The following is a 17,927-nucleotide window of genomic DNA, read 5'->3' on the forward strand; positions in this document are numbered from 1 at the left end:
CGGAGCGTACGTTTTTGGTACGTGAGCACCGGAAGGCCCGGCTGAATTCAAGATTCGATGCCGAGTGGCTTCCTGATTCGCTTCGTGATCAAAAGCGGGCTTTTTGAACAACCTCTATATCTACAGCGATCGGCAAGGGTCCCATCAGATCGTTAACTGCACGGAACACATCCTGCTGGCGCATGAAATGCTCCCCTACCAGAACACCATGTGCCCCAACATAATGCAAGTAGGAAATATCGGCGGGGCCTGATATTCCGCTCTCGCTGATCAACGTAACTCCCTGCGGAACTTGTGCCGCGATATCCGCCGTTGTCTGCAGCGATGTTTCAAAGGTCCGCAGATTGCGATTGTTAATTCCGATAAGATGAGCTGTTCCCAGCTTAAGAACCGATTCCAGCTCCTGCCCATCATGGACCTCAATCAGGCAATCCAAGCCAATAGAACCGGCGATGTCTATAAACTCCGCGATCCGCTCAGGCTCCAGTATGCTCGCGATCAAGAGAACCGCGTCCGCACCTAACAGGCGCGCTTCGTAAATCTGAGTCTCGTCGATAATGAAATCCTTGCGCAGCAAAGGAATGTTGACAGCCGCCCTTACCGCTTTCAAATACTCTCCACTGCCCTGGAAATAGTCCTTGTCGGTCAGCACGGATAGGCAATCGGCATCGGCTGCCTCATAAGCTTTGGCGATCATAATCGGGTCAAAGTCCGGACGAATTAACCCTTTGGACGGCGAAGCCTTCTTCACCTCGGCGATTAATCCCATGCTGCGTTTACGCCCCGTGGACAACGCCTTCTCAAAACCGAGAGTCGGCGGTAAATCCGCGATTAGCCTCTCGGCCTCCGAGATGCTGAATGTTTCCCGCAGTTGGGCAACCTCCCTGCGCTTCGTTTCGACTATTCGATCAAGATACATAACTCATTTCCCCCGTTCTTGAGATCAGCTGCTCCAGCTTAGACTGAGCCAGCCCTGAATCGATGGCTCCCGCTGCGCGCTGCACACCTTCAGCCAAACTATCCGCAAGCCCAGACACATAGATGCAGGCACCGGCATTGGCAAGCACGATATCCCGATAAGCATTGCGCTCACCGCGCAGCACCGATCCGATAATGGCTGCGTTCTCTTTGGCATCACCGCCCAGAATATCGCTCATCGGATGAACTGACAGTCCCAGATCATGCGGATGAATATCATAAGTACGGACTTCTCCGCCACGGAGCTCGGAGACTCGCGTAGGCGCGGAAATGCTGATTTCATCCAAACCATCATGGCTGGTCACCACCATGGCACGCTTTAAGCCAAGCTCCTTGAGCACCTGCGCGATGGTTTCCGTTTTGTTCATGTCGTATATCCCGAGCATCTGCCGATCTGCGCCCGCCGGATTTGTCAAAGGCCCCAGCATGTTAAATACGGTTCGAACCCCGAGCTCTTTGCGAGGAGCTGCCGCATATTTCATCGATGGATGATAGATCTGGGCAAACAGGAAACAGATTCCGATATCATTCAGACAGGCTGTCGCTTGCTCTGCCGTCAAGTGGATATTCACGCCCAGCGCTTCCAGCACATCGGCGCTGCCCGCCCGTCCAGATGCCGAGCGGTTGCCGTGTTTGGCCACTCTGACCGAAACCGAGGAGGAAATAATGGCGGATACGGTAGAAATGTTAAACTTGTGAATCCCGGATCCTCCTGTGCCGCATGTATCCAGCAGCTGGTTCCGCTCGGTAACGACGCGCCCGCCCGCACCACGCATCGCCTCGGCGAAGCCGGTGATCTCTTCAACTGTCTCCCCCTTCATTCTCAGGGCAGTAAGCAGCGCCCCGATTTGAGAATGGGTTGCCTGGCCTTCCATAATGGACTGCATGACCCCGCGTGCTTCGTTCCGGCTCAAATCTTGACCTTGAATCAGCTTCGTAAGGCTGGATTGCATCGTTTCCATGACGTTCATTACGTTCTCCCCCTTCGGTTTAAGGTGTGTATTGGTACAGATAATCCTGATTAATTAAATCGTTAGCATCCGTGCTGGACGGGAACATCGCTTCAGCGACGCGGATCGCTTTCAGCATCCCTTTGGCTTTGTTGACGGTTTCTTCATATTCCTTCTCCGGTACCGAGTCCCATACGATGCCTGCCCCCGCCTGAACATAAGCTTTGCCCTGACGGAAAATGATCGTCCGGATCGTAATGCAGGAATCCATATTGCCGCCAAAGCCGAGATAACCGATGGCCCCGGCATACGCGCCTCTAGCCTCCCGCTCTAGCTCCGCAATAATTTCCATGGCCCTTAGTTTCGGAGCACCGGATACCGTTCCTGCTGGCAAGCAGGACAGAAAAGCATCGAAAAAATCCTTATCCTCACTCAACTGACCCGAAACGCTGGATACCATATGCATCACATGGGAGTATTTTTCAATCTCCATGAACGTGTCGCACTTCACCGTGCCGAACTCTGACACACGGCCCAGGTCATTACGCCCCAGATCCACCAGCATCAAATGCTCGGCGCGTTCCTTCTCGTCCTGCAGCAGATCATCGGCCAGTGCCTGGTCTTCGGCCTCATCGCTGCCTCTAGGCCTGGTGCCTGCAATCGGTCTAGTTTCCAATCTTCGTCCATCCACCTTCACCAGGGCTTCCGGGGATGTACCCACGATAATGTCGTCGTCCATTTTGAGGTAATACATATACGGCGAAGGATTCAGCGTTCTCAGCACCCGGTATACGTGAAGCGGCGATACTTCGGTCTCAATATGGAAGCGCTGGGACAATACCACCTGAAAAATGTCCCCTGCGCGAATGTATTCCTTCGCTTGCTCCACATTAGAGAGGTACTTCTCTTTTGTCATATTGGATTTAATGTCGCCCATATCAACATCCGCTGGAATGCCTTTGGAGTTCACGTTCTCCCGCGGTCCCTGCTCTTGCAGCTGCTCGGCTGCTGCTTCCAAGGTACGGCATACATCCCGATAGCTTTGCCGAATGTTTTCGTCCGAATCACCCGGTTTCACGTGTACGTTGCCAACCAGCATGATCTGCTGTTTCACATGGTCGAAGACAATGACTTGATCGCAAAACATGAACCTTATATCATCCATTCCGAGATCGTCCATCGCATGTGCCGGAAGCTTCTCATAATATTGGAGCAGGTCATATCCGAAAAATCCGATTGCCCCTCCGGTAAAAGGTGGCATCTCCTTCAGCTGCGGGCTGCGGTACGTTCGCAGCAGCGCCTTTAACTCCTCGACAGGCTTTCCTTTCAGCAGGGAACGCTCTCCGTTCCTTTCAATTTCGATCTTGCCTTTTTTACCCGTGATCATTAAGAAGGGGTCTGTTCCGATAAACGAATACCGTGCCCACTGTACTCCACCCTCAACGCTTTCAAGTAAAAATGCCCGCTTCCGTTCCGCATACCGCTGAAAAATGCGAATCGGGGTTTCCATGTCGGCTAACAGTCTAATCGCTACCGGAATCAGGTTATATTCACCTGCCATAGCCACCACTTGCTCCATTGATGGATTCGCCATGTCAATCCCTCCTTAATTGATGGTATACAACAAAAAAACCTCTACCGAAGTAGAGGTTAACGTTCAGAATAAGTCTATGAAAAAAGAGCGCGGTCAAGGAATTCCAACTATTCAACGACAAACTACAGCGGCTGTTGTTCTTAGACGGATACAAGAAATAGGCTTGTAACCAGCCGTGTGAACGTGCTGTACTATTCATCATGAAATCAAGTTCATCCTTAATCCCGATTATGTTATTGCCTAAAATGCCTCAGCTCTTCTCAACTCATCTGTAAAACCTAACTCTACTCAGCTATTCTGATATCACTATACAGGATGATGCCGTGTTACTGCAACCCTAAATTTCAACATCAAGCGTTGGAGCCTGATAAATCCGGACGCAGCCGCTTGGCTTCGTTCAAATACACATGCTTGATCTCGCTCTGGCTTTTATCCGTATTGACCTGCACCATGAAGCGGATGCAGCGCGGCAGACTTCCTTGAACCGGTATTTCAACCGAACACATTAAAGGAACGAGATCCCAGCCCTCCAGCTGGCGTATCGCTTTGGCTGGAAACGTCGCATCCAGATCCTGTGTCATCGTAATCCATATGTTGCTGATATACTCCGGCTGGAGCTCGTTGCGTCTCACCATCTCTTCAAGCAGCCGCAGCGTTTCCTGTACAATCTCCTGCTCATCGTTACGGGTGACGGTTGTCGCCCCCCGGATTCCCCGATTCATCATGAACTATCCCTCTCCCTTCAACTGCTCAACCACAGATCGAACAGCTTCTACCGGTACATCCTTAACGATGCTGACGGAGCCGATGGATTCCGGTACGATAAATACCATATTCCCCTCGGCAAACTTTTTATCGTGCTGCATCGCATCCATAATCCGCTCAACCGAGACGTCACCCGGCAAGATTACCGGCAGATTCACCGCCTTCAGCATGCTCACTGTCTCGTTGTGCAGATTCGCAGATCTGCCAAGCTTTTCTGCAAGGCGGGCCGAACCGGCCATTCCGATTGCAATCGCCTCACCGTGCAAAAAGCGTCCGTAGCCGCCAACGGCTTCAATGGCATGGCCGATGGTATGCCCCAGATTAAGGATGGCACGCAAACCGCCTTCCCGCTCGTCCTGGGATACCACGTCCGCCTTGATCGCACATCCGCGCTCCAGGCCGTATATCAACGTATCGGGATCCAGGCTCAGCAGCTTCGAGCCGTTCTCCCGGCACCAATAGGCAAAATCACGGTCCAGGATCAAGCCATGCTTCACCATTTCCGCAAGACCAGAAGATACCTCTCGCGGAGGCAAAGACATCAGCGTATTTACATCGTAAACTACCATGACGGGTTGATGAAACGCGCCGATCATATTTTTAGCTAACGGATGGTTGACCGCCACTTTGCCGCCGACGCTGCTGTCATGGGCCAGGATAGTAGTCGGGATCTGCACAAATGTCACGCCGCGCATGTACGTTGCCGCGACGAATCCAGCCAAATCACCTACAACGCCTCCGCCCAGCGCAAATACTGCCGAGCTGCGGTCCAGTTTACCGTTGATCGCTGTCGTCATTACCTCTTCATAGACCTGAAGCGATTTGGAGGATTCACCGGAAGGGACTATGTGAGAAATAACCGTATATCCTTTCGACTTTAACTGCTCCTCCACTTGAGACAAATAATGAGGCGCCACTTTATCATCCGTTACGATCAAATGCGGGCTCTTGCGTGTGATTCCATGCTTCGTGCTTAACTCACCAATCGTATCCAAAATCCCAGCTCCGATATAAATCGGATATGAACGCTCTCCCAGCTCCACCTGAAGTGTTCTCATATCAGTAGTTCTCCAGCTGCTTCAGGTAGTTCTGGTAATTCGCATGAATTTCTTCCATCGAATCACCGCCAAACTTCTCAAGAAACGCCTTCGCTACCTCCCAGGTCACCACATGCTCCATAACAACGCTGGCTGCCGGAACCGCACAGGCATCCGAGCGTTCAACCTGAGCCGTGAAAGCTTCCTTCGTATCGATATCCACGCTTTGAAGCGGCTTGTACAGTGTTGGAATCGGCTTCATGACGCCGCGAACAACGATCGGCATGCCGTTGGTCATCCCGCCTTCAAATCCGCCTAGGCGATTGGTTGCGCGGTAGTATCCGCGCTCTTCACTATACATAATCTCGTCATGCACCTGGGAACCGGGCAGTTCGCCTGCTTCAAATCCGATGCCGACTTCAACACCCTTAAAGGCATTGATGGACATCACGCCTTGTGCGATGCGGCCATCCAGCTTGCGGTCATATTGGACATGGCTGCCCAGTCCGACCGGCAAACCTTCGATGATACATTCCACGATGCCGCCAATGGAGTCGCCTTCTTTTTTGATCTGATCTATGTAGGCTTCCATCTTCTTCTCCGTCTCTTCATCCACGACGCGAACCGAGGAGGCTTCCGTACGCTCGATCAGCTCATCAATCGAAAGATTGTGCGGGGGAGCTTCGATCTCGCCAATCCGAATGACCTGGCCAGCCACTTTAACGCCGAATTGTGCCAGGAATTGTCTGGCGATAGCGCCAACCGCTACGCGGACTGTGGTTTCACGGGCACTGGAGCGTTCCAGCACATTACGCAGATCCTTCAGGTTGTACTTCAAACCGCCGTTCAAGTCAGCATGCCCCGGTCTTGGGCGATGCACCCGTCTTTTCACCTCGTCGCTACCTTCAATCGGCTCCACATTCATAATGTTCTGCCAATGCTTCCAGTCGTTATTCTGCACGACCAACGCGATTGGCGCACCCGTTGTATATCCGTGACGCACACCACCAAGGATTTGCGCGGTATCCTTCTCAATCTGCATGCGGCGTCCTCGGCCATACCCCTTCTGTCTCCGATGAAGCTGAAAGTTCAATGCTTCAAAATCAAGCTCCAAATTGCTTGGAAGTCCTTCGATTATGGTAGTCAACTGAGGACCGTGTGTTTCCCCAGCAGTTAAAAAGCGTAAGCTCATGATGCTTTCCCCCTTTAAACTTTTAAGCGTTAAACCGCTAAACTCCGTAAATATCTTCTGCTCATTATAGTATAGGTCTAACGCTTTGACAAGAATGCCGCAGGACAAGCAAAAGCGCCTCTCATCCTCCGGATTGAAAAGCGCTTATGCGTTATGATAGCCATTTCTATTAAATTTTACGGTAGAAGAAAGTCTCGTTGCTCTCCAGATTATATTGTCCAGGATTAAAGATCTGCTCCGTGCTGCCCACAAACAAAAATCCGCCTGGCTTTAGGCTTGACGCAAACTTCTGGTACAGCTTATGCTTGGCCCCTTCCGTGAAATAAATCATCACGTTTCGGCAAACAATCAGATCATATCCAGTCTCAAACCGGTCCGTCAGCAAATTCTGCTTATGAAAGGTTACTTCCTTCTTCAAATGCTCACTGAAGCGATACACCGAACCTTCTTCTTTAAAATAGCGGGCGGCTACATCCGGAGGCACATCTTTCAATGACCTCTCGACATATAGGCCTTCCTTCGCTTTATGTAATGCCCCATCATCAATGTCTGTCGCCACGATACGCGCACGGCTCAGCATGTTCTGTTCGGACAGTATCATGGCAAGCGTATATGGCTCCTCACCCGTGGAGCAGGCAGCGCTCCATATTTTCAATACCCCGGGATTCTGCCGGGATATCTCTGGCAATATTTTATCGCGGAGAACTTCCCACCGGTTGGGATTGCGCCAAAACTCCGAGACATTAATTGTCATTCGGTCCAAAAACTCATGAAATAATGGCTTGTCCTTCATCATCGCGTCGTAGAAGGCCGAAAAGGTTTCAAACCCTTTCTTCAAACGCAGCGTTGTCAGCCTTCGCTTCATCTGCGCTTCTTTATAATCTGCCAGATTGATCCCCGTGCTTCGTTCGATACTGCGAACAAAGCCTATATAATCCGGATCATCCAGCACAAGTTCATGTTCCGTCATCGTATCATCCTGTTTAATCAGATTATGCCGCTTCCTTCGCTTACAGCCAAGGGGACAGCGTCTTGTTATATTCAACCAATTCCTTCTCTTCAAAGAAATTGGCAATTTCGCGTTGGGCACTCTCCGGTGAATCCGATCCATGAATCAGATTGTGCGGTGTATGGGCTGAAAAATCCCCACGAATCGTCCCGGGCAGCGCATCCTTCACATTCGTTTTGCCGATCACTTGGCGGGACAATGCAATGATGTCATCCCCTTCCCACACCATCGCAAACACCGGTCCAGACGTTATAAATCCAACCAGATTTTCAAAAAAATCTTTGCCTTCATGTTCCGCATAATGGCGCTTGGCCTGCTCGTCTGAAATCTGCAGGAACTTGCCTGCAACCAGCTTGAATCCTTTATCCTCCAAACGGCCGACGATTCGGCCGATCAGCCCACGCTGTACACCATCCGGTTTAATCATTAAAAAAGTACGTTCCATTGGCCTCATCACGCTTCCCCTCATTCTAGGATATTGAACAATCATTCCATGCTCAGGTGATGTTACATGTTTGTACCCGTATTTTAACAGAAAGCAACCTCATGGTTAAGAGCTAATATGACCGCTTCGTAATAAAATTTGCGATATCTCTAAGCTGTTTTTTGGTCTTGATGTCAGGCAAAGTATCCAATGCGTCCAATGCTTTACGGATATACCGATCAGCTAGTGCCTCAGATCTCGATATACCATCGCTAGAGGTTACAAGCTTCACAGCGTCAGTCACATCACACTGACCATTCAGTGTATGAATCCGATCCAGCTCTTGCAGCAGCGGCTCCCTTCGTTTGCTATCTCCGAGCGCAAATATAACAGGCAGCGTAATATTCCCCTGCCTCATATCACTCCCCGGCGGCTTGCCAATCTGCTTCTCCGTCCCGCATAGATCCAGAAGATCGTCTTGAATCTGAAAGGCCATGCCGACGTTATATCCGAATCGATACAGGCTGTTTGCGATTTTGCGGTCCGCATCCGCAGCCAGTGCTCCGAGCTGGCAGCTGACCGCGATCAAGAGCGACGTCTTGCGGCGAATGCGAAGAAGGTATCTTCTGACGTCCTGATCGGTATTAAAGAAATCGCGAATCTGCTCCATTTCGCCGATGGACATTTCAACCATGGCCTTGGCGAGAATCTGATGAATCTCTGGCTGCTTCAGGTGGGTCGTCAGCTCCAGCGCCTTGCCGTAAATATAGTCGCCGGTATACATGGCAATCCGGTTGTCCCATTTCGCTTTTACCGTTGGCTTGCCGCGCCGCGTGTCCGCATCATCGATCACGTCATCGTGAACGAGCGATGCGCTGTGAATCAGCTCAAGCGGCACGGCTACATGCTTCAGCTTGTCAATGTCATAGTCGCCGAACTTACCGCCCATCAGTACAAAAACAGGACGGAGCCGCTTGCCTCCTGCTCTAAGCAGATGCAAGGAAGTCTCTGTCAGCTCGGGGCTGTCGCCCTCGACGCTGAGATAGAGTTCCTTCTCGATAACGTCCATATCTTTTTTTAATGTTCCGAATATGTCAAATCGTTTCATCTTTTCACCCATATGCTTAGATTCTCATTCCATAACTCCGGCATTACCTTGCGATCTTAGCTGGCCAAGTTGATCTACGACTTGAAATATAAGCTTAACCTTCCTGTTGTCGTTCGTCAAAATCGCAGCACAGGTTCGTAGAGTCGTCATTTCAACAGCCGCCAACGCCTTCGATGCACCCCTGCCTGCTAATCTCCCCATCTCGTATACAGTTGATGTTCGATGCGCAAGCTGTCCAATACCTTGCCGACCAGAAAATTCACGATATCATCAATGGTCTTCGGTCCGTAATAGAACGCGGGCATCGCGGGAATGATTTTGACGCCAAGCTTGGCCAGCGTCAGCATGTTCTCCAGGTGAATGGCATGCAAAGGCGTCTCTCTCGGGACAAGTACCAGAGGACGGCCTTCTTTCATCATCACATCCGCGGCGCGTCCCATCAGATTGTCGGAAGATCCGTGTGCCACTGAGGATAATGTCCCCATGGAGCATGGCATGATGATCATGCCTTCCACCAGGAAAGATCCACTGGCGATCGTGGCCCCGATGTCGGAGATGGGATGGTACATCACACTCCCCTCGTATCCGCCGAATTTCTCGGCCAGCACTTCTTCGCGGTTGCCTGCCTGAAAGCCCATTTCCTCCTTCAGGACACGCCACCCCGCATTGGAAATGATCAAATGCACATCATATCCCAGCGAGAGCAGGCTCTCGGTAAGGCGAACACCGTAGATGCTGCCGCTGGCTCCCGTAATACCGACAACCCAGCTTTTTCTGCGCATGGATTTCATCAGATATACCGCACCACCAAATCAATTAAAGTGAATACAAACAGGATAATGCTCAGTGTACTGTTCATCGTAAAAAAGGCAGTTTGCAGACGGCTCATATCGTTAGGCGATAAGATGTAATGCTGATAGAACAAAATTCCGCAGGCGATGATCATGCCGATCAGATACCACCAGCCAACCGGTGTGACAAAGAAAAGAATGACAAAGCCGATGGCTGTTACAACGTGAAATCCGCGTGCGAACCACAATGCTTTATGCAAGCCGAACCGGGATGGAATTGAATACAGCTTTTCTGTTGCATCAAACTTCTCATCCTGGCAAGCGTAGACAATATCAAATCCCGCTGTCCAGAACGCAAGCGCGATATAGAACACAATGGCCTTCCAGTCGATTTGACCGGTTACCGCAACCCATCCCCCAAGTGGAGCCAATGCTGTTGTAAGCCCGAGCACCAGATGACAAAGCCAAGTAAACCGTTTGGTGTATGAATAAATAATAAGCATAAAAATAGCAATAGGCAGCAAACGGAAAGCAAATGGATCCAGCATGTAAGTGGCCCAGAAAAACACCGCGAAAGACAGAATAATGAATAAGATAACTTCCAGCGGCTTCAGCAGCCCTGCCGGAATGGCGCGATTTACGGTGCGGGGGTTCTTGGCATCGATATGCTGGTCCGTGAGCCGATTCAATCCGAACGCAGCGCTGCGTGCACCGAACATGGCAAGAAAGATCCAGCCGATATCTCCCCAGGATGGTAATTGGTCAAACACAACGGCCGATCCTAGAATCGCCCCCATAAAAGCGAAAGGCAGAGCAAACAGTGTATGCTCCACTTTAATCATTTCAAGATAAGTTCCTATTTTCTTAAACATCCAGATTCTCCTTGATCCCAATATGTAAGGCTGCTATGCCACCAGTCAAGGGATAGGCCTGAACCTGTTGAAGTCCGGTCTGACGGAAAGCTTCGGCAAGCTCCTCTCGTCCTGGGAACAAAGCCAGCGATTCCGGCAGCCACTTATACTGCTCGTAACGCTTGGCTACCAGTTTCCCCATCCGAGGCAGCACTTGTTGAAAGTAGAAATAATAAATGCCTTTGAACGGCTGCCAAGTCGGCTTGGACAATTCCAAACATACAACCATCCCGCCAGGCTTAACCACGCGTTTCATCTCATGCAGAACCTGCATGTAATCCGGCACATTGCGAAGACCGAAACCGATCGTCGCGTAATCGAACTGATTGTCTTCGAATGGCAGGTTCATGGCGTTTCCCTGAACCAGGTCTATCTGTTGGTCCAGCCCCTGCTTGGCAACCTTCCCCCGGCCGACATTCAGCATCCCCTCACTGAAATCGAGTCCGACTATGTGTCCTGATTCACTTGCCTGGGCCATACTGATCGTCCAGTCACAAGTACCACAGCATAAATCGATAGCTGTATCGCCTTGGCGCATGTTCATCTTTTTCATCGTAAACTTGCGCCAGGCTTTATGTCTTCGAAAGCTCAGAATATCATTCATAATATCATACTTTCCCGAAATGCTTTCAAAGACGGAGTGGACGTATTGCTCTTTCGGGTTTTTGCCATCATGCTTATTCATGTCTAACTTCGTTGCTTGATTATCCACAGCATCCCCCTACCCTTCACTTACGACGGACCTATACGTGCTGAGCCGTTTCAGGAACGGGTCCAGCATACCGGCGTACGGGCTCTCTCCTACACGGCTTGCCAGCAGCAGCTGTACGGCATTAACGGATTCGCGCAGCTTGTCCAGCAGCTTCTCCGAAACCTTGTGCTTCAGGATCAGCTTCCTCCAGTCCTTCATATCCGTCTTCTTGCCAACCAGCATTCTCCGTTCCTCGTCGCTCCCCGATTCGATCAGATGCCAGTACACGTAACCGCATCTGCCAATTTCAGGCGTCGCACAGCGTTCCATCTCCCGCACAAGTGTTTCACATTCCGTAAATTCTTTGAGCAGCTTCTCCCATGTTTCTTGTACGGACTTCTCAAGCAGCGGAGTAAAAGAAAGAAACAGCTGCATATTCAGCTGTACCGTTAGCCGTAGATATTCTTCAGAAGGCAGCAGCGTTTTTTTCATTTTGCCGTACAATCTCATCTTCAACACGTTCACATCGCTAACAGCCTTGCTAAGAAGCGAGATGACAGCAATTTCGCCCTTTAAGGCAAGGAGTTGATAAAAACGACTGCTGAAGTAATCCCCTGCAAGCACTTTTAACTGCCGGGATCGCATCATCGCCTCTCCTTGATTGCCCTCCGTAACGTCGATGCTCTCATGCGTATCGAGTCCCACTTGAACCAGTGAGGTAACCAGTGCGTACAATTCTTCATGACCGGCAAGATTTCGTCCCGAATCCTTTAAAAATATGTATAGCAAATGAACACGGGCATCCGGAAAATTCGGAAGTTCCGTGTGGTTTTGAATCATATCATAATTTAAATATTTCTCTGCCAGTTCTGGTACGCGATACGATTTCATTCTCAGCCTCCGTGCACTTGATGTTCTTTTGTCCAATTGAGCCCACAATCCAATCTATTATAACACATGTTCAAGACACGTACATGCCCTGTCACTTACTATTTTACCCCTATCATGGGCTGCTGAACTGCTTTAGCCAAAGATTCGTAAACGTTAGGTTAAGAGCGGCAGCAATAGATGGCGGAACATCGCCGTTCTCAAGTTGGGTTAGAGCTTCTGCATAGCGTGAGTTCCAGGTATCCTTGCTCATATTCGAAGCCAGCAGCATATACCGCTTCCCTCCCCAACGATCGATGGCTACTACTCTTAGATACAACTGCTGCACATTATCCGTTCCTTCGAACGTAAAGGACATAATGCTGGCGATATCCTCATAAACCTCGGCGGCCGTCTCCGCGGGGTCGCTCAATTTGATATCCAGCGTCAACGCGCCTTCATCATAATCTGCCCGGCTTATTTTTAGATGAAGAGGAAGATTCTTTAGGGAGTCCACTAATCCGGCATCGCTTAATTCGCGGCTGTGATAGGGTATCGCCGCTGTCACAGCGCCGACCTTATAACGGGCTTGTGATTGAAGCCCCATTAACAGTGCGAGTATGATGAATGCAATCGCCGCGGGCAGGAGTACGGCTCGTACAGATTGCCAGTGCTTCATATCCTAAACCTCCTCTATTCCTAGTTTCTTCCGGTCCTCATTAGTCCATACCTCATTGTATAAAGAAAAAAAGCAGGCTATGCCTGCTTCAGGTAAAACGAACCGTATTCGGTTTAGAAAAAGGGTCGAGAAGTCCATACCACTGCTACCCCCAGCGCGGCGATCCGCGCCAGATTCATGAGCACGAAATTTTGCACCGCAATCACAAATGTCTTCTCTTTGGATGGATGGGCGGTGAAAACGGCGCTTTTTTTATAAATCGGGACAAGGGTGACAAACACCAGAAGCACTAACACGGGATGCACTTTCATCAGGAGAAGAGCCGCCAGGTCCAGATAAGCAAGGCAATACAGAATTCGGAACAGCTTTAGAGAAGGTCTGAATCCTATATATACCGGCAGCGTATACCGCTTGTTCTCCATATCCTCATCCATGTCGCAGATGTTGTTGGCCAACATGATGTTGGCAATCCCAAGTATGGCCGGCAGTGATACCACCAGCAGCAGCAGTACCTCAGGAAGGTTCACCTGAAGGGACAGAACACTGCCGTGCAGGTCCAAAACCGCCAGATGGTTGCCCTCCGCATGGATCCAAGCCGAAATAAATATAATGACAAATCCCATAAACAATCCGGAGAACAGCTCGCCTAGCGGCATCCGCGAAATCGGAATCGGTCCGAACGAATATAATATCCCTACGGCAAAAGACAATCCCCCGAGCAGCAGGATCAACCAGCCCGTAGACAGGAATAGTGCGATCCCCGCACCAATGGCTGTCAAGAGCAGCAAGATGATGACGGACACCACCGCAGGCTCCTTAAGATTATATCGTACAATGGCATTGTGCTCCTCGTAACCGAAGCCGTTCTTTTTAATCGCTTTTTTATAATCGTAATAGTTATTGATTGCCGTCGTTGCCATATCAAACGACAGCAATGATGCAAGCATCAGGGCAAAATGATACCCATCGAACTGCTGAAAACGAAACAGTGCATACAAAGTTCCGAACAGAAACGGAATCATGCTGGCTACCTTTGTCTGAATTTCCACCAGTTTAAAAAAAGCTCGGATTCCCATGACCATCATCCTTTATCCAATTGATCTGATTTCAGATTAAAGGATTTCATGGCCGCGGTCTGTTGGAATTGTACTTGACAAACGCGTTGCAAAAGTGACGAATGTTACTTTTAGAGTAAAATCAAATTTATTCCAAAATGTCCTGATCCTTGCGCCTGCGGCTCCAAGGCGTACCCAGCAGCGGCAGCGCCCAACGGTCCAGACCATACCAGCCCGCCACTTTCCAGGCCATTACCAGCCATGTGGCCAATATAAAGAATAACGGATTGGAGCTTACCGTGCCCGCGAATAAAAAGCTGGCATTCATTAATCCGCCGAAAAACGCGGCAATGCCCGTCAGCAGACCCAAAATCAGCCCGAGTCCGACCAACACCTCACCGAAGGACACCATATACGAAAACAGCTTGGCGTTGGGAAGCACAAACCCTTCGAGAAAAGAAGCATACCATCCGGTGACGTCCTTCCCTTCTTCCGCCTTAGCCAGCGCTCCCCCGACAAACCCCTGAATGGCCGCGCCGGCTTCGCTTCCCGTCCAGGCTTCCGCCGTCAGCTTTTTCAGCCCCGACGTTAACCAAGAATAACCGAGATACAGCCTCACGAGCAGCCAAATCCAGCCGGAGCGAGTACTGCTGAACAGAAACAGGGATACCGGATTTTCAGGGACCACCACATATTGTCCCTCTCTAAATTGCTTTGCCATGATTTCTTTAAACATCCTTTCGTATTTTTATTCATTCCGCTAGTATATACAACGTTCACGAATCCAACAAGGGTCATTTAACAATTGATTAACACACAATCTTTCCACGGAAACATCAAACATAAAAAAGCCCCACCAATTTGGTGGGGCTTAGCCAAGATGATAAGTCTAATCAGATGCCTGATTCAATCTTCCCGTGTTTGGTCATGACCTCAGCTTTGCCGCGGATTTTGACCGCAGATGTATGATCCGTGAACTGGGCGATGATGACCTCGCCTTTGTCCAGCTTTTCGGTATGATGAAACCGGGTGTCCTGACCGCGGGTAAGGCCAATCACCTGCACGCCATGGTCCAGCGCTTTAACGATAAAATAATCCCCGTTTTGAACGTTCTCCATTGTTCAGACCTCCTCACCGTAAGCTAAAAGAAAAGGCCGTGAACGAATTCACGACCTGTGCTCTTAGGTAATATGTAGAAATCTTTATTTGATTCCGTCTTTGAGCGCTTTACCAGGTTTAAATGCAGGAATTTTGCTCGCAGGGATTTCGATTTCTTCACCTGTTTGCGGGTTGCGGCCTTTCCGTGCGGAACGCTCGCGAACCTCGAAGTTGCCAAAGCCGACCAGCTGTACCTTGTCTCCACTTTGCAAAGCTTCGGAGATTGCATCGAAAACGGCATCAACCGCTTTAGTTGCATCCTTCTTGGAGAGCTCAGTAGATTCAGCTACTTGTGTAATCAGATCCGATTTATTCATTCTTTCACCTCCCTAACAAGGAATGTGCTCCACTTGCTATTCACTGTTTCCGTTTTACCGCAAATTATACGTGCAATCGGGTATTTTACCCCTATCTCGCGTTTAGAATGCATGACGCGGAACAAATTTATAGTAATACAGCCACCTCATAATTTCAAGCGTTTTGCTCTACCCAACCAAAGAAAACACGAAAAACAGCCGCTAATCGGGACTTTAGACCCGTTAGCGACTGCGTATTCAACACCTTATCGATACTCACTTAAAGAATGATCGCGATCAAACCGCCGGAACCTTCGTTGATGATCCGACCTAAAGTTTCTTGCAATTTATATCTCGCATTATCAGGCATCATCGCGATTTTGCCTTGAATGCCTTCACGGACGATCGAGTGCAGCGAGCGTCCGAATATATCGGATTCCCAAATCTTGATCGGATCGTTCTCGAAATCCTGCATCAGATAGCGCACAAGCTCTTCGCTCTGCTTCTCTGTGCCGATAATCGGCGAGAACTCGGATTCCACATCGACTCGAATCATATGGATGGAAGGCGCGGTCGCTTTCAATCTTACCCCGAAGCGAGTGCCTTGACGGATAAGCTCAGGCTCATCCAGCGCCATCTCAGCCAGGGAAGGAGCAGCGATACCGTAACCTGTCGTTTTAACCATTTCAAGCGCTTCAGCGAAGCGGTCGTATTCCCGTTTGGCATGGGAGAACTCTTGCATCAGCTGCAGTAAATGATCTTTACCGCGAATCTCGACACCCACAACCTCCATCAAGATCCGGTCATACAGTTCGTCAGGTGCGAAGAGATCGATCTCAGCAACGCCCTGACCCATATTCATGCCGCTAAGTCCAGCATGGTTGATGAAGTCATACTCCATGAACTGGCTGACCACCCGATCCACGTCACGCAGACGACGGATATCCTTAACGGTATCTCTGACCGAGTTCTCATAGTTGCTGCGCAGCCAGTGGTTCTCGTTAAGCACCATAACCCAGCTAGGCAGATTGACGTTCACTTCATGCACTGGGAATTCATACAATACTTCACGAAGAACACCGGTTACATCATCTTCGGTCATCGTAGCTGCACTTAGTGTCATTACCGGAATGTCGTATTTCTCAGCCAGCTCATTGCGCAGCTGAAGCGCTTCTTCACTGCGTGGTCGTGTCGAGTTGATGACCACCACGAATGGCTTGCCGACTTCCTTCAGTTCCTCGATGACGCGTTCCTCAGCGTCAACATAAGAGCTTCGCGGAATTTCCGCAATGCTTCCGTCTGTTGTGACGACCACGCCAAGTGTGGAGTGCTCCTGGATGACTTTGCGGGTTCCGATTTCTGCCGCTTCCTGGAACGGAATCGGCTCTTCGAACCATGGCGTCGAGATCATTCTCGGGCCATTCTCGTCCTCGTAGCCCTTAGCGCCTTCAACGGCATAGCCTACACAATCCACCAATCTTACGTTGACCTCAAGACCTTCCGTAACTTTGATCTGTACCGCGTTGTTTGGCACAAATTTCGGCTCGGTTGTCATGATTGTTTTCCCTGCAGCACTTTGAGGCAGCTCATCGACAGCTCTTACTCGATCCGCCTCGTTCGTAATGTTCGGGAGAACAACCGTCTCCATAAACCGCTTGATGAAGGTTGATTTTCCCGTACGGACGGCACCGACAACACCTAAGTAAATGTCCCCTCCGGTCCGTTCGGCAATGTCCTTAAAAATGTCCACTTTTTCCAAAAGAGATCCCCTCCTCAAATTACTCCGAAGGAAAAATGCTTTAAGAGCATCCGCTTCGTGTTCCACTCATAGCCAAAGCCATTGCAACAGATGAGCAGCCTTTACAATGTCGCCAGCATCCCGCCGCCGGTATTCCATGAGTTTTGATGGAAACGGCAAAGCGGCGTAACTCGTACATGCATTTGGACTAGTAACATCATATGTACCGGGTTCAAAAATATGACGGTTGCCCCTTAAAGTCCGTCCAGTTTTTTTTAAGATATCGAACAGGCCTAAACCAACTAGACACCGTCATCGAATACCGTAAAGAAAACTACCGCTGGGGCGCGGTTTATCTTCATGCTGTGCGCCTTCAGACGTTTTCGTATGCCTCATGATGTGGGCAACCGGCTCTTGCCCGCACTACTCTTTCAGATTATGAATATGCGCGCACTTTAATAGATATTCCAAAGAGATTCAACCATTTTCAAAAAAGTCTATCGAAGAAGGGTCTCAAGGATAAAATGTAGGCTGCATTATGGCTTCCGCATACTCATTCCTCTACTGATATGGGTCACCATGCAGAGTCAATCATGACCACCCGTCCAACGGGTGGTTTGCACTTGGGGTATAACCCCCTGTTGCCAAACTGCGCCTAAAGACGCTAGCCTGACCACAAATCTG

At 49.8% G+C, this 17,927-nt stretch carries 19 protein-coding genes; all 19 read right to left on the reverse strand.

Annotation, left to right across the window (positions count from 1 at the left end):
• Positions 1–88: 88 nt before the first annotated feature.
• The gene (gene trpC / locus ACOZB4_RS29340; RefSeq protein ID WP_379414605.1) at positions 89–919 is read right to left on the reverse strand and encodes an indole-3-glycerol phosphate synthase TrpC; all 831 of its coding nucleotides are present in this window, start codon (positions 917–919) and stop codon (positions 89–91) included.
• Complete coding sequence (gene trpD / locus ACOZB4_RS29345; protein WP_339292978.1) at positions 909–1,949, reverse strand: anthranilate phosphoribosyltransferase; 1,041 nt, start codon at positions 1,947–1,949, stop codon at positions 909–911. The genes trpC and trpD overlap by 11 nt, the downstream gene beginning before the upstream one ends.
• A 19-nt stretch (positions 1,950–1,968) precedes the next feature.
• Positions 1,969–3,522 (reverse strand): anthranilate synthase component I, encoded by a 1,554-nt coding sequence (trpE, locus tag ACOZB4_RS29350; RefSeq protein WP_098743026.1) that lies wholly within the window; start codon positions 3,520–3,522, stop codon positions 1,969–1,971.
• A gap of 350 nt (positions 3,523–3,872) precedes the next feature.
• The gene (gene aroH, locus ACOZB4_RS29355) at positions 3,873–4,247 is read right to left on the reverse strand and encodes a chorismate mutase (RefSeq protein ID WP_009595253.1); all 375 of its coding nucleotides are present in this window, start codon (positions 4,245–4,247) and stop codon (positions 3,873–3,875) included.
• 3 nt (positions 4,248–4,250) lie between these two features.
• Positions 4,251–5,345 carry a 3-dehydroquinate synthase gene (aroB, locus tag ACOZB4_RS29360; protein WP_076320968.1) on the reverse strand — a complete coding sequence of 365 codons (1,095 nt, stop codon included), beginning with the start codon at positions 5,343–5,345 and terminating at the stop codon, positions 4,251–4,253.
• A gap of 1 nt (position 5,346) precedes the next feature.
• Positions 5,347–6,516 carry a chorismate synthase gene (aroC, locus tag ACOZB4_RS29365; RefSeq protein ID WP_339292975.1) on the reverse strand — a complete coding sequence of 390 codons (1,170 nt, stop codon included), beginning with the start codon at positions 6,514–6,516 and terminating at the stop codon, positions 5,347–5,349.
• 169 nt (positions 6,517–6,685) lie between these two features.
• Positions 6,686–7,486 carry a CheR family methyltransferase gene (locus ACOZB4_RS29370; protein WP_339272157.1) on the reverse strand — a complete coding sequence of 267 codons (801 nt, stop codon included), beginning with the start codon at positions 7,484–7,486 and terminating at the stop codon, positions 6,686–6,688.
• 40 nt (positions 7,487–7,526) lie between these two features.
• Complete coding sequence (gene ndk / locus ACOZB4_RS29375) at positions 7,527–7,970, reverse strand: nucleoside-diphosphate kinase (RefSeq protein ID WP_098743022.1); 444 nt, start codon at positions 7,968–7,970, stop codon at positions 7,527–7,529.
• Between the two features lie 112 nt (positions 7,971–8,082).
• Positions 8,083–9,057 (reverse strand): polyprenyl synthetase family protein, encoded by a 975-nt coding sequence (locus ACOZB4_RS29380; RefSeq protein WP_339292973.1) that lies wholly within the window; start codon positions 9,055–9,057, stop codon positions 8,083–8,085.
• 188 nt (positions 9,058–9,245) lie between these two features.
• A complete protein-coding gene (locus ACOZB4_RS29385; RefSeq protein WP_213645127.1) occupies positions 9,246–9,848 on the reverse strand; it encodes a UbiX family flavin prenyltransferase in 603 nt (200 codons plus the stop codon).
• A complete protein-coding gene (locus ACOZB4_RS29390) occupies positions 9,848–10,720 on the reverse strand; it encodes a UbiA-like polyprenyltransferase (protein ID WP_339272155.1) in 873 nt (290 codons plus the stop codon). Before ACOZB4_RS29390 ends, ACOZB4_RS29385 begins: the two co-directional genes overlap by 1 nt.
• Positions 10,713–11,444 (reverse strand): demethylmenaquinone methyltransferase, encoded by a 732-nt coding sequence (locus tag ACOZB4_RS29395; RefSeq protein ID WP_339293499.1) that lies wholly within the window; start codon positions 11,442–11,444, stop codon positions 10,713–10,715. The genes ACOZB4_RS29390 and ACOZB4_RS29395 overlap by 8 nt, the downstream gene beginning before the upstream one ends.
• A 36-nt stretch (positions 11,445–11,480) precedes the next feature.
• Complete coding sequence (locus ACOZB4_RS29400; protein ID WP_339272154.1) at positions 11,481–12,341, reverse strand: heptaprenyl diphosphate synthase component 1; 861 nt, start codon at positions 12,339–12,341, stop codon at positions 11,481–11,483.
• Between the two features lie 112 nt (positions 12,342–12,453).
• Complete coding sequence (locus ACOZB4_RS29405; protein ID WP_339272153.1) at positions 12,454–12,996, reverse strand: hypothetical protein; 543 nt, start codon at positions 12,994–12,996, stop codon at positions 12,454–12,456.
• Between the two features lie 113 nt (positions 12,997–13,109).
• The gene (locus ACOZB4_RS29410; RefSeq protein WP_339272152.1) at positions 13,110–14,072 is read right to left on the reverse strand and encodes a 1,4-dihydroxy-2-naphthoate polyprenyltransferase; all 963 of its coding nucleotides are present in this window, start codon (positions 14,070–14,072) and stop codon (positions 13,110–13,112) included.
• Positions 14,073–14,199: 127 nt separating this feature from the next.
• Entirely contained in the window at positions 14,200–14,772 is a 573-nt protein-coding gene (locus ACOZB4_RS29415) for a DoxX family membrane protein (protein ID WP_379414606.1), read from the reverse strand.
• A 172-nt stretch (positions 14,773–14,944) separates the two neighbouring features.
• Complete coding sequence (gene mtrB, locus ACOZB4_RS29420) at positions 14,945–15,169, reverse strand: trp RNA-binding attenuation protein MtrB (RefSeq protein ID WP_071223937.1); 225 nt, start codon at positions 15,167–15,169, stop codon at positions 14,945–14,947.
• An 84-nt stretch (positions 15,170–15,253) separates the two neighbouring features.
• The gene (locus ACOZB4_RS29425; RefSeq protein ID WP_006209463.1) at positions 15,254–15,526 is read right to left on the reverse strand and encodes an HU family DNA-binding protein; all 273 of its coding nucleotides are present in this window, start codon (positions 15,524–15,526) and stop codon (positions 15,254–15,256) included.
• A 259-nt stretch (positions 15,527–15,785) separates the two neighbouring features.
• Positions 15,786–17,264, reverse strand: coding sequence for a stage IV sporulation protein A (gene spoIVA, locus ACOZB4_RS29430; protein WP_076320959.1), 1,479 nt, complete (start codon positions 17,262–17,264; stop codon positions 15,786–15,788).
• Between the last annotated feature and the right edge of the window lie 663 nt (positions 17,265–17,927).

Origin of the sequence: Paenibacillus sp. NPDC058898 (assembly GCF_049316025.1) — a bacterium.
In the GTDB taxonomy this organism is placed as follows: domain Bacteria; phylum Bacillota; class Bacilli; order Paenibacillales; family Paenibacillaceae; genus Paenibacillus_AQ.

Bases quoted from the DNA above. Each gene is read 5' to 3' on its own strand.
- trpC (WP_379414605.1), bottom strand. From the start codon at position 919: ATGTATCTTGATCGAATAGTCGAAACGAAGCGCAGGGAGGTTGCCCAA.
- trpD (WP_339292978.1), bottom strand. From the start codon at position 1,949: ATGAACGTCATGGAAACGATGCAATCCAGCCTTACGAAGCTGATTCAA.
- trpE (WP_098743026.1), bottom strand. From the start codon at position 3,522: ATGGCGAATCCATCAATGGAGCAAGTGGTGGCTATGGCAGGTGAATAT.
- aroH (WP_009595253.1), bottom strand. From the start codon at position 4,247: ATGATGAATCGGGGAATCCGGGGGGCGACAACCGTCACCCGTAACGAT.
- aroB (WP_076320968.1), bottom strand. From the start codon at position 5,345: ATGAGAACACTTCAGGTGGAGCTGGGAGAGCGTTCATATCCGATTTAT.
- aroC (WP_339292975.1), bottom strand. From the start codon at position 6,516: ATGAGCTTACGCTTTTTAACTGCTGGGGAAACACACGGTCCTCAGTTG.
- ACOZB4_RS29370 (WP_339272157.1), bottom strand. From the start codon at position 7,486: ATGACGGAACATGAACTTGTGCTGGATGATCCGGATTATATAGGCTTT.
- ndk (WP_098743022.1), bottom strand. From the start codon at position 7,970: ATGGAACGTACTTTTTTAATGATTAAACCGGATGGTGTACAGCGTGGG.
- ACOZB4_RS29380 (WP_339292973.1), bottom strand. From the start codon at position 9,057: ATGAAACGATTTGACATATTCGGAACATTAAAAAAAGATATGGACGTT.
- ACOZB4_RS29385 (WP_213645127.1), bottom strand. From the start codon at position 9,848: ATGAAATCCATGCGCAGAAAAAGCTGGGTTGTCGGTATTACGGGAGCC.
- ACOZB4_RS29390 (WP_339272155.1), bottom strand. From the start codon at position 10,720: ATGTTTAAGAAAATAGGAACTTATCTTGAAATGATTAAAGTGGAGCAT.
- ACOZB4_RS29395 (WP_339293499.1), bottom strand. From the start codon at position 11,444: ATGAATAAGCATGATGGCAAAAACCCGAAAGAGCAATACGTCCACTCC.
- ACOZB4_RS29400 (WP_339272154.1), bottom strand. From the start codon at position 12,341: ATGAAATCGTATCGCGTACCAGAACTGGCAGAGAAATATTTAAATTAT.
- ACOZB4_RS29405 (WP_339272153.1), bottom strand. From the start codon at position 12,996: ATGAAGCACTGGCAATCTGTACGAGCCGTACTCCTGCCCGCGGCGATT.
- ACOZB4_RS29410 (WP_339272152.1), bottom strand. From the start codon at position 14,072: ATGGGAATCCGAGCTTTTTTTAAACTGGTGGAAATTCAGACAAAGGTA.
- ACOZB4_RS29415 (WP_379414606.1), bottom strand. From the start codon at position 14,772: ATGGCAAAGCAATTTAGAGAGGGACAATATGTGGTGGTCCCTGAAAAT.
- mtrB (WP_071223937.1), bottom strand. From the start codon at position 15,169: ATGGAGAACGTTCAAAACGGGGATTATTTTATCGTTAAAGCGCTGGAC.
- ACOZB4_RS29425 (WP_006209463.1), bottom strand. From the start codon at position 15,526: ATGAATAAATCGGATCTGATTACACAAGTAGCTGAATCTACTGAGCTC.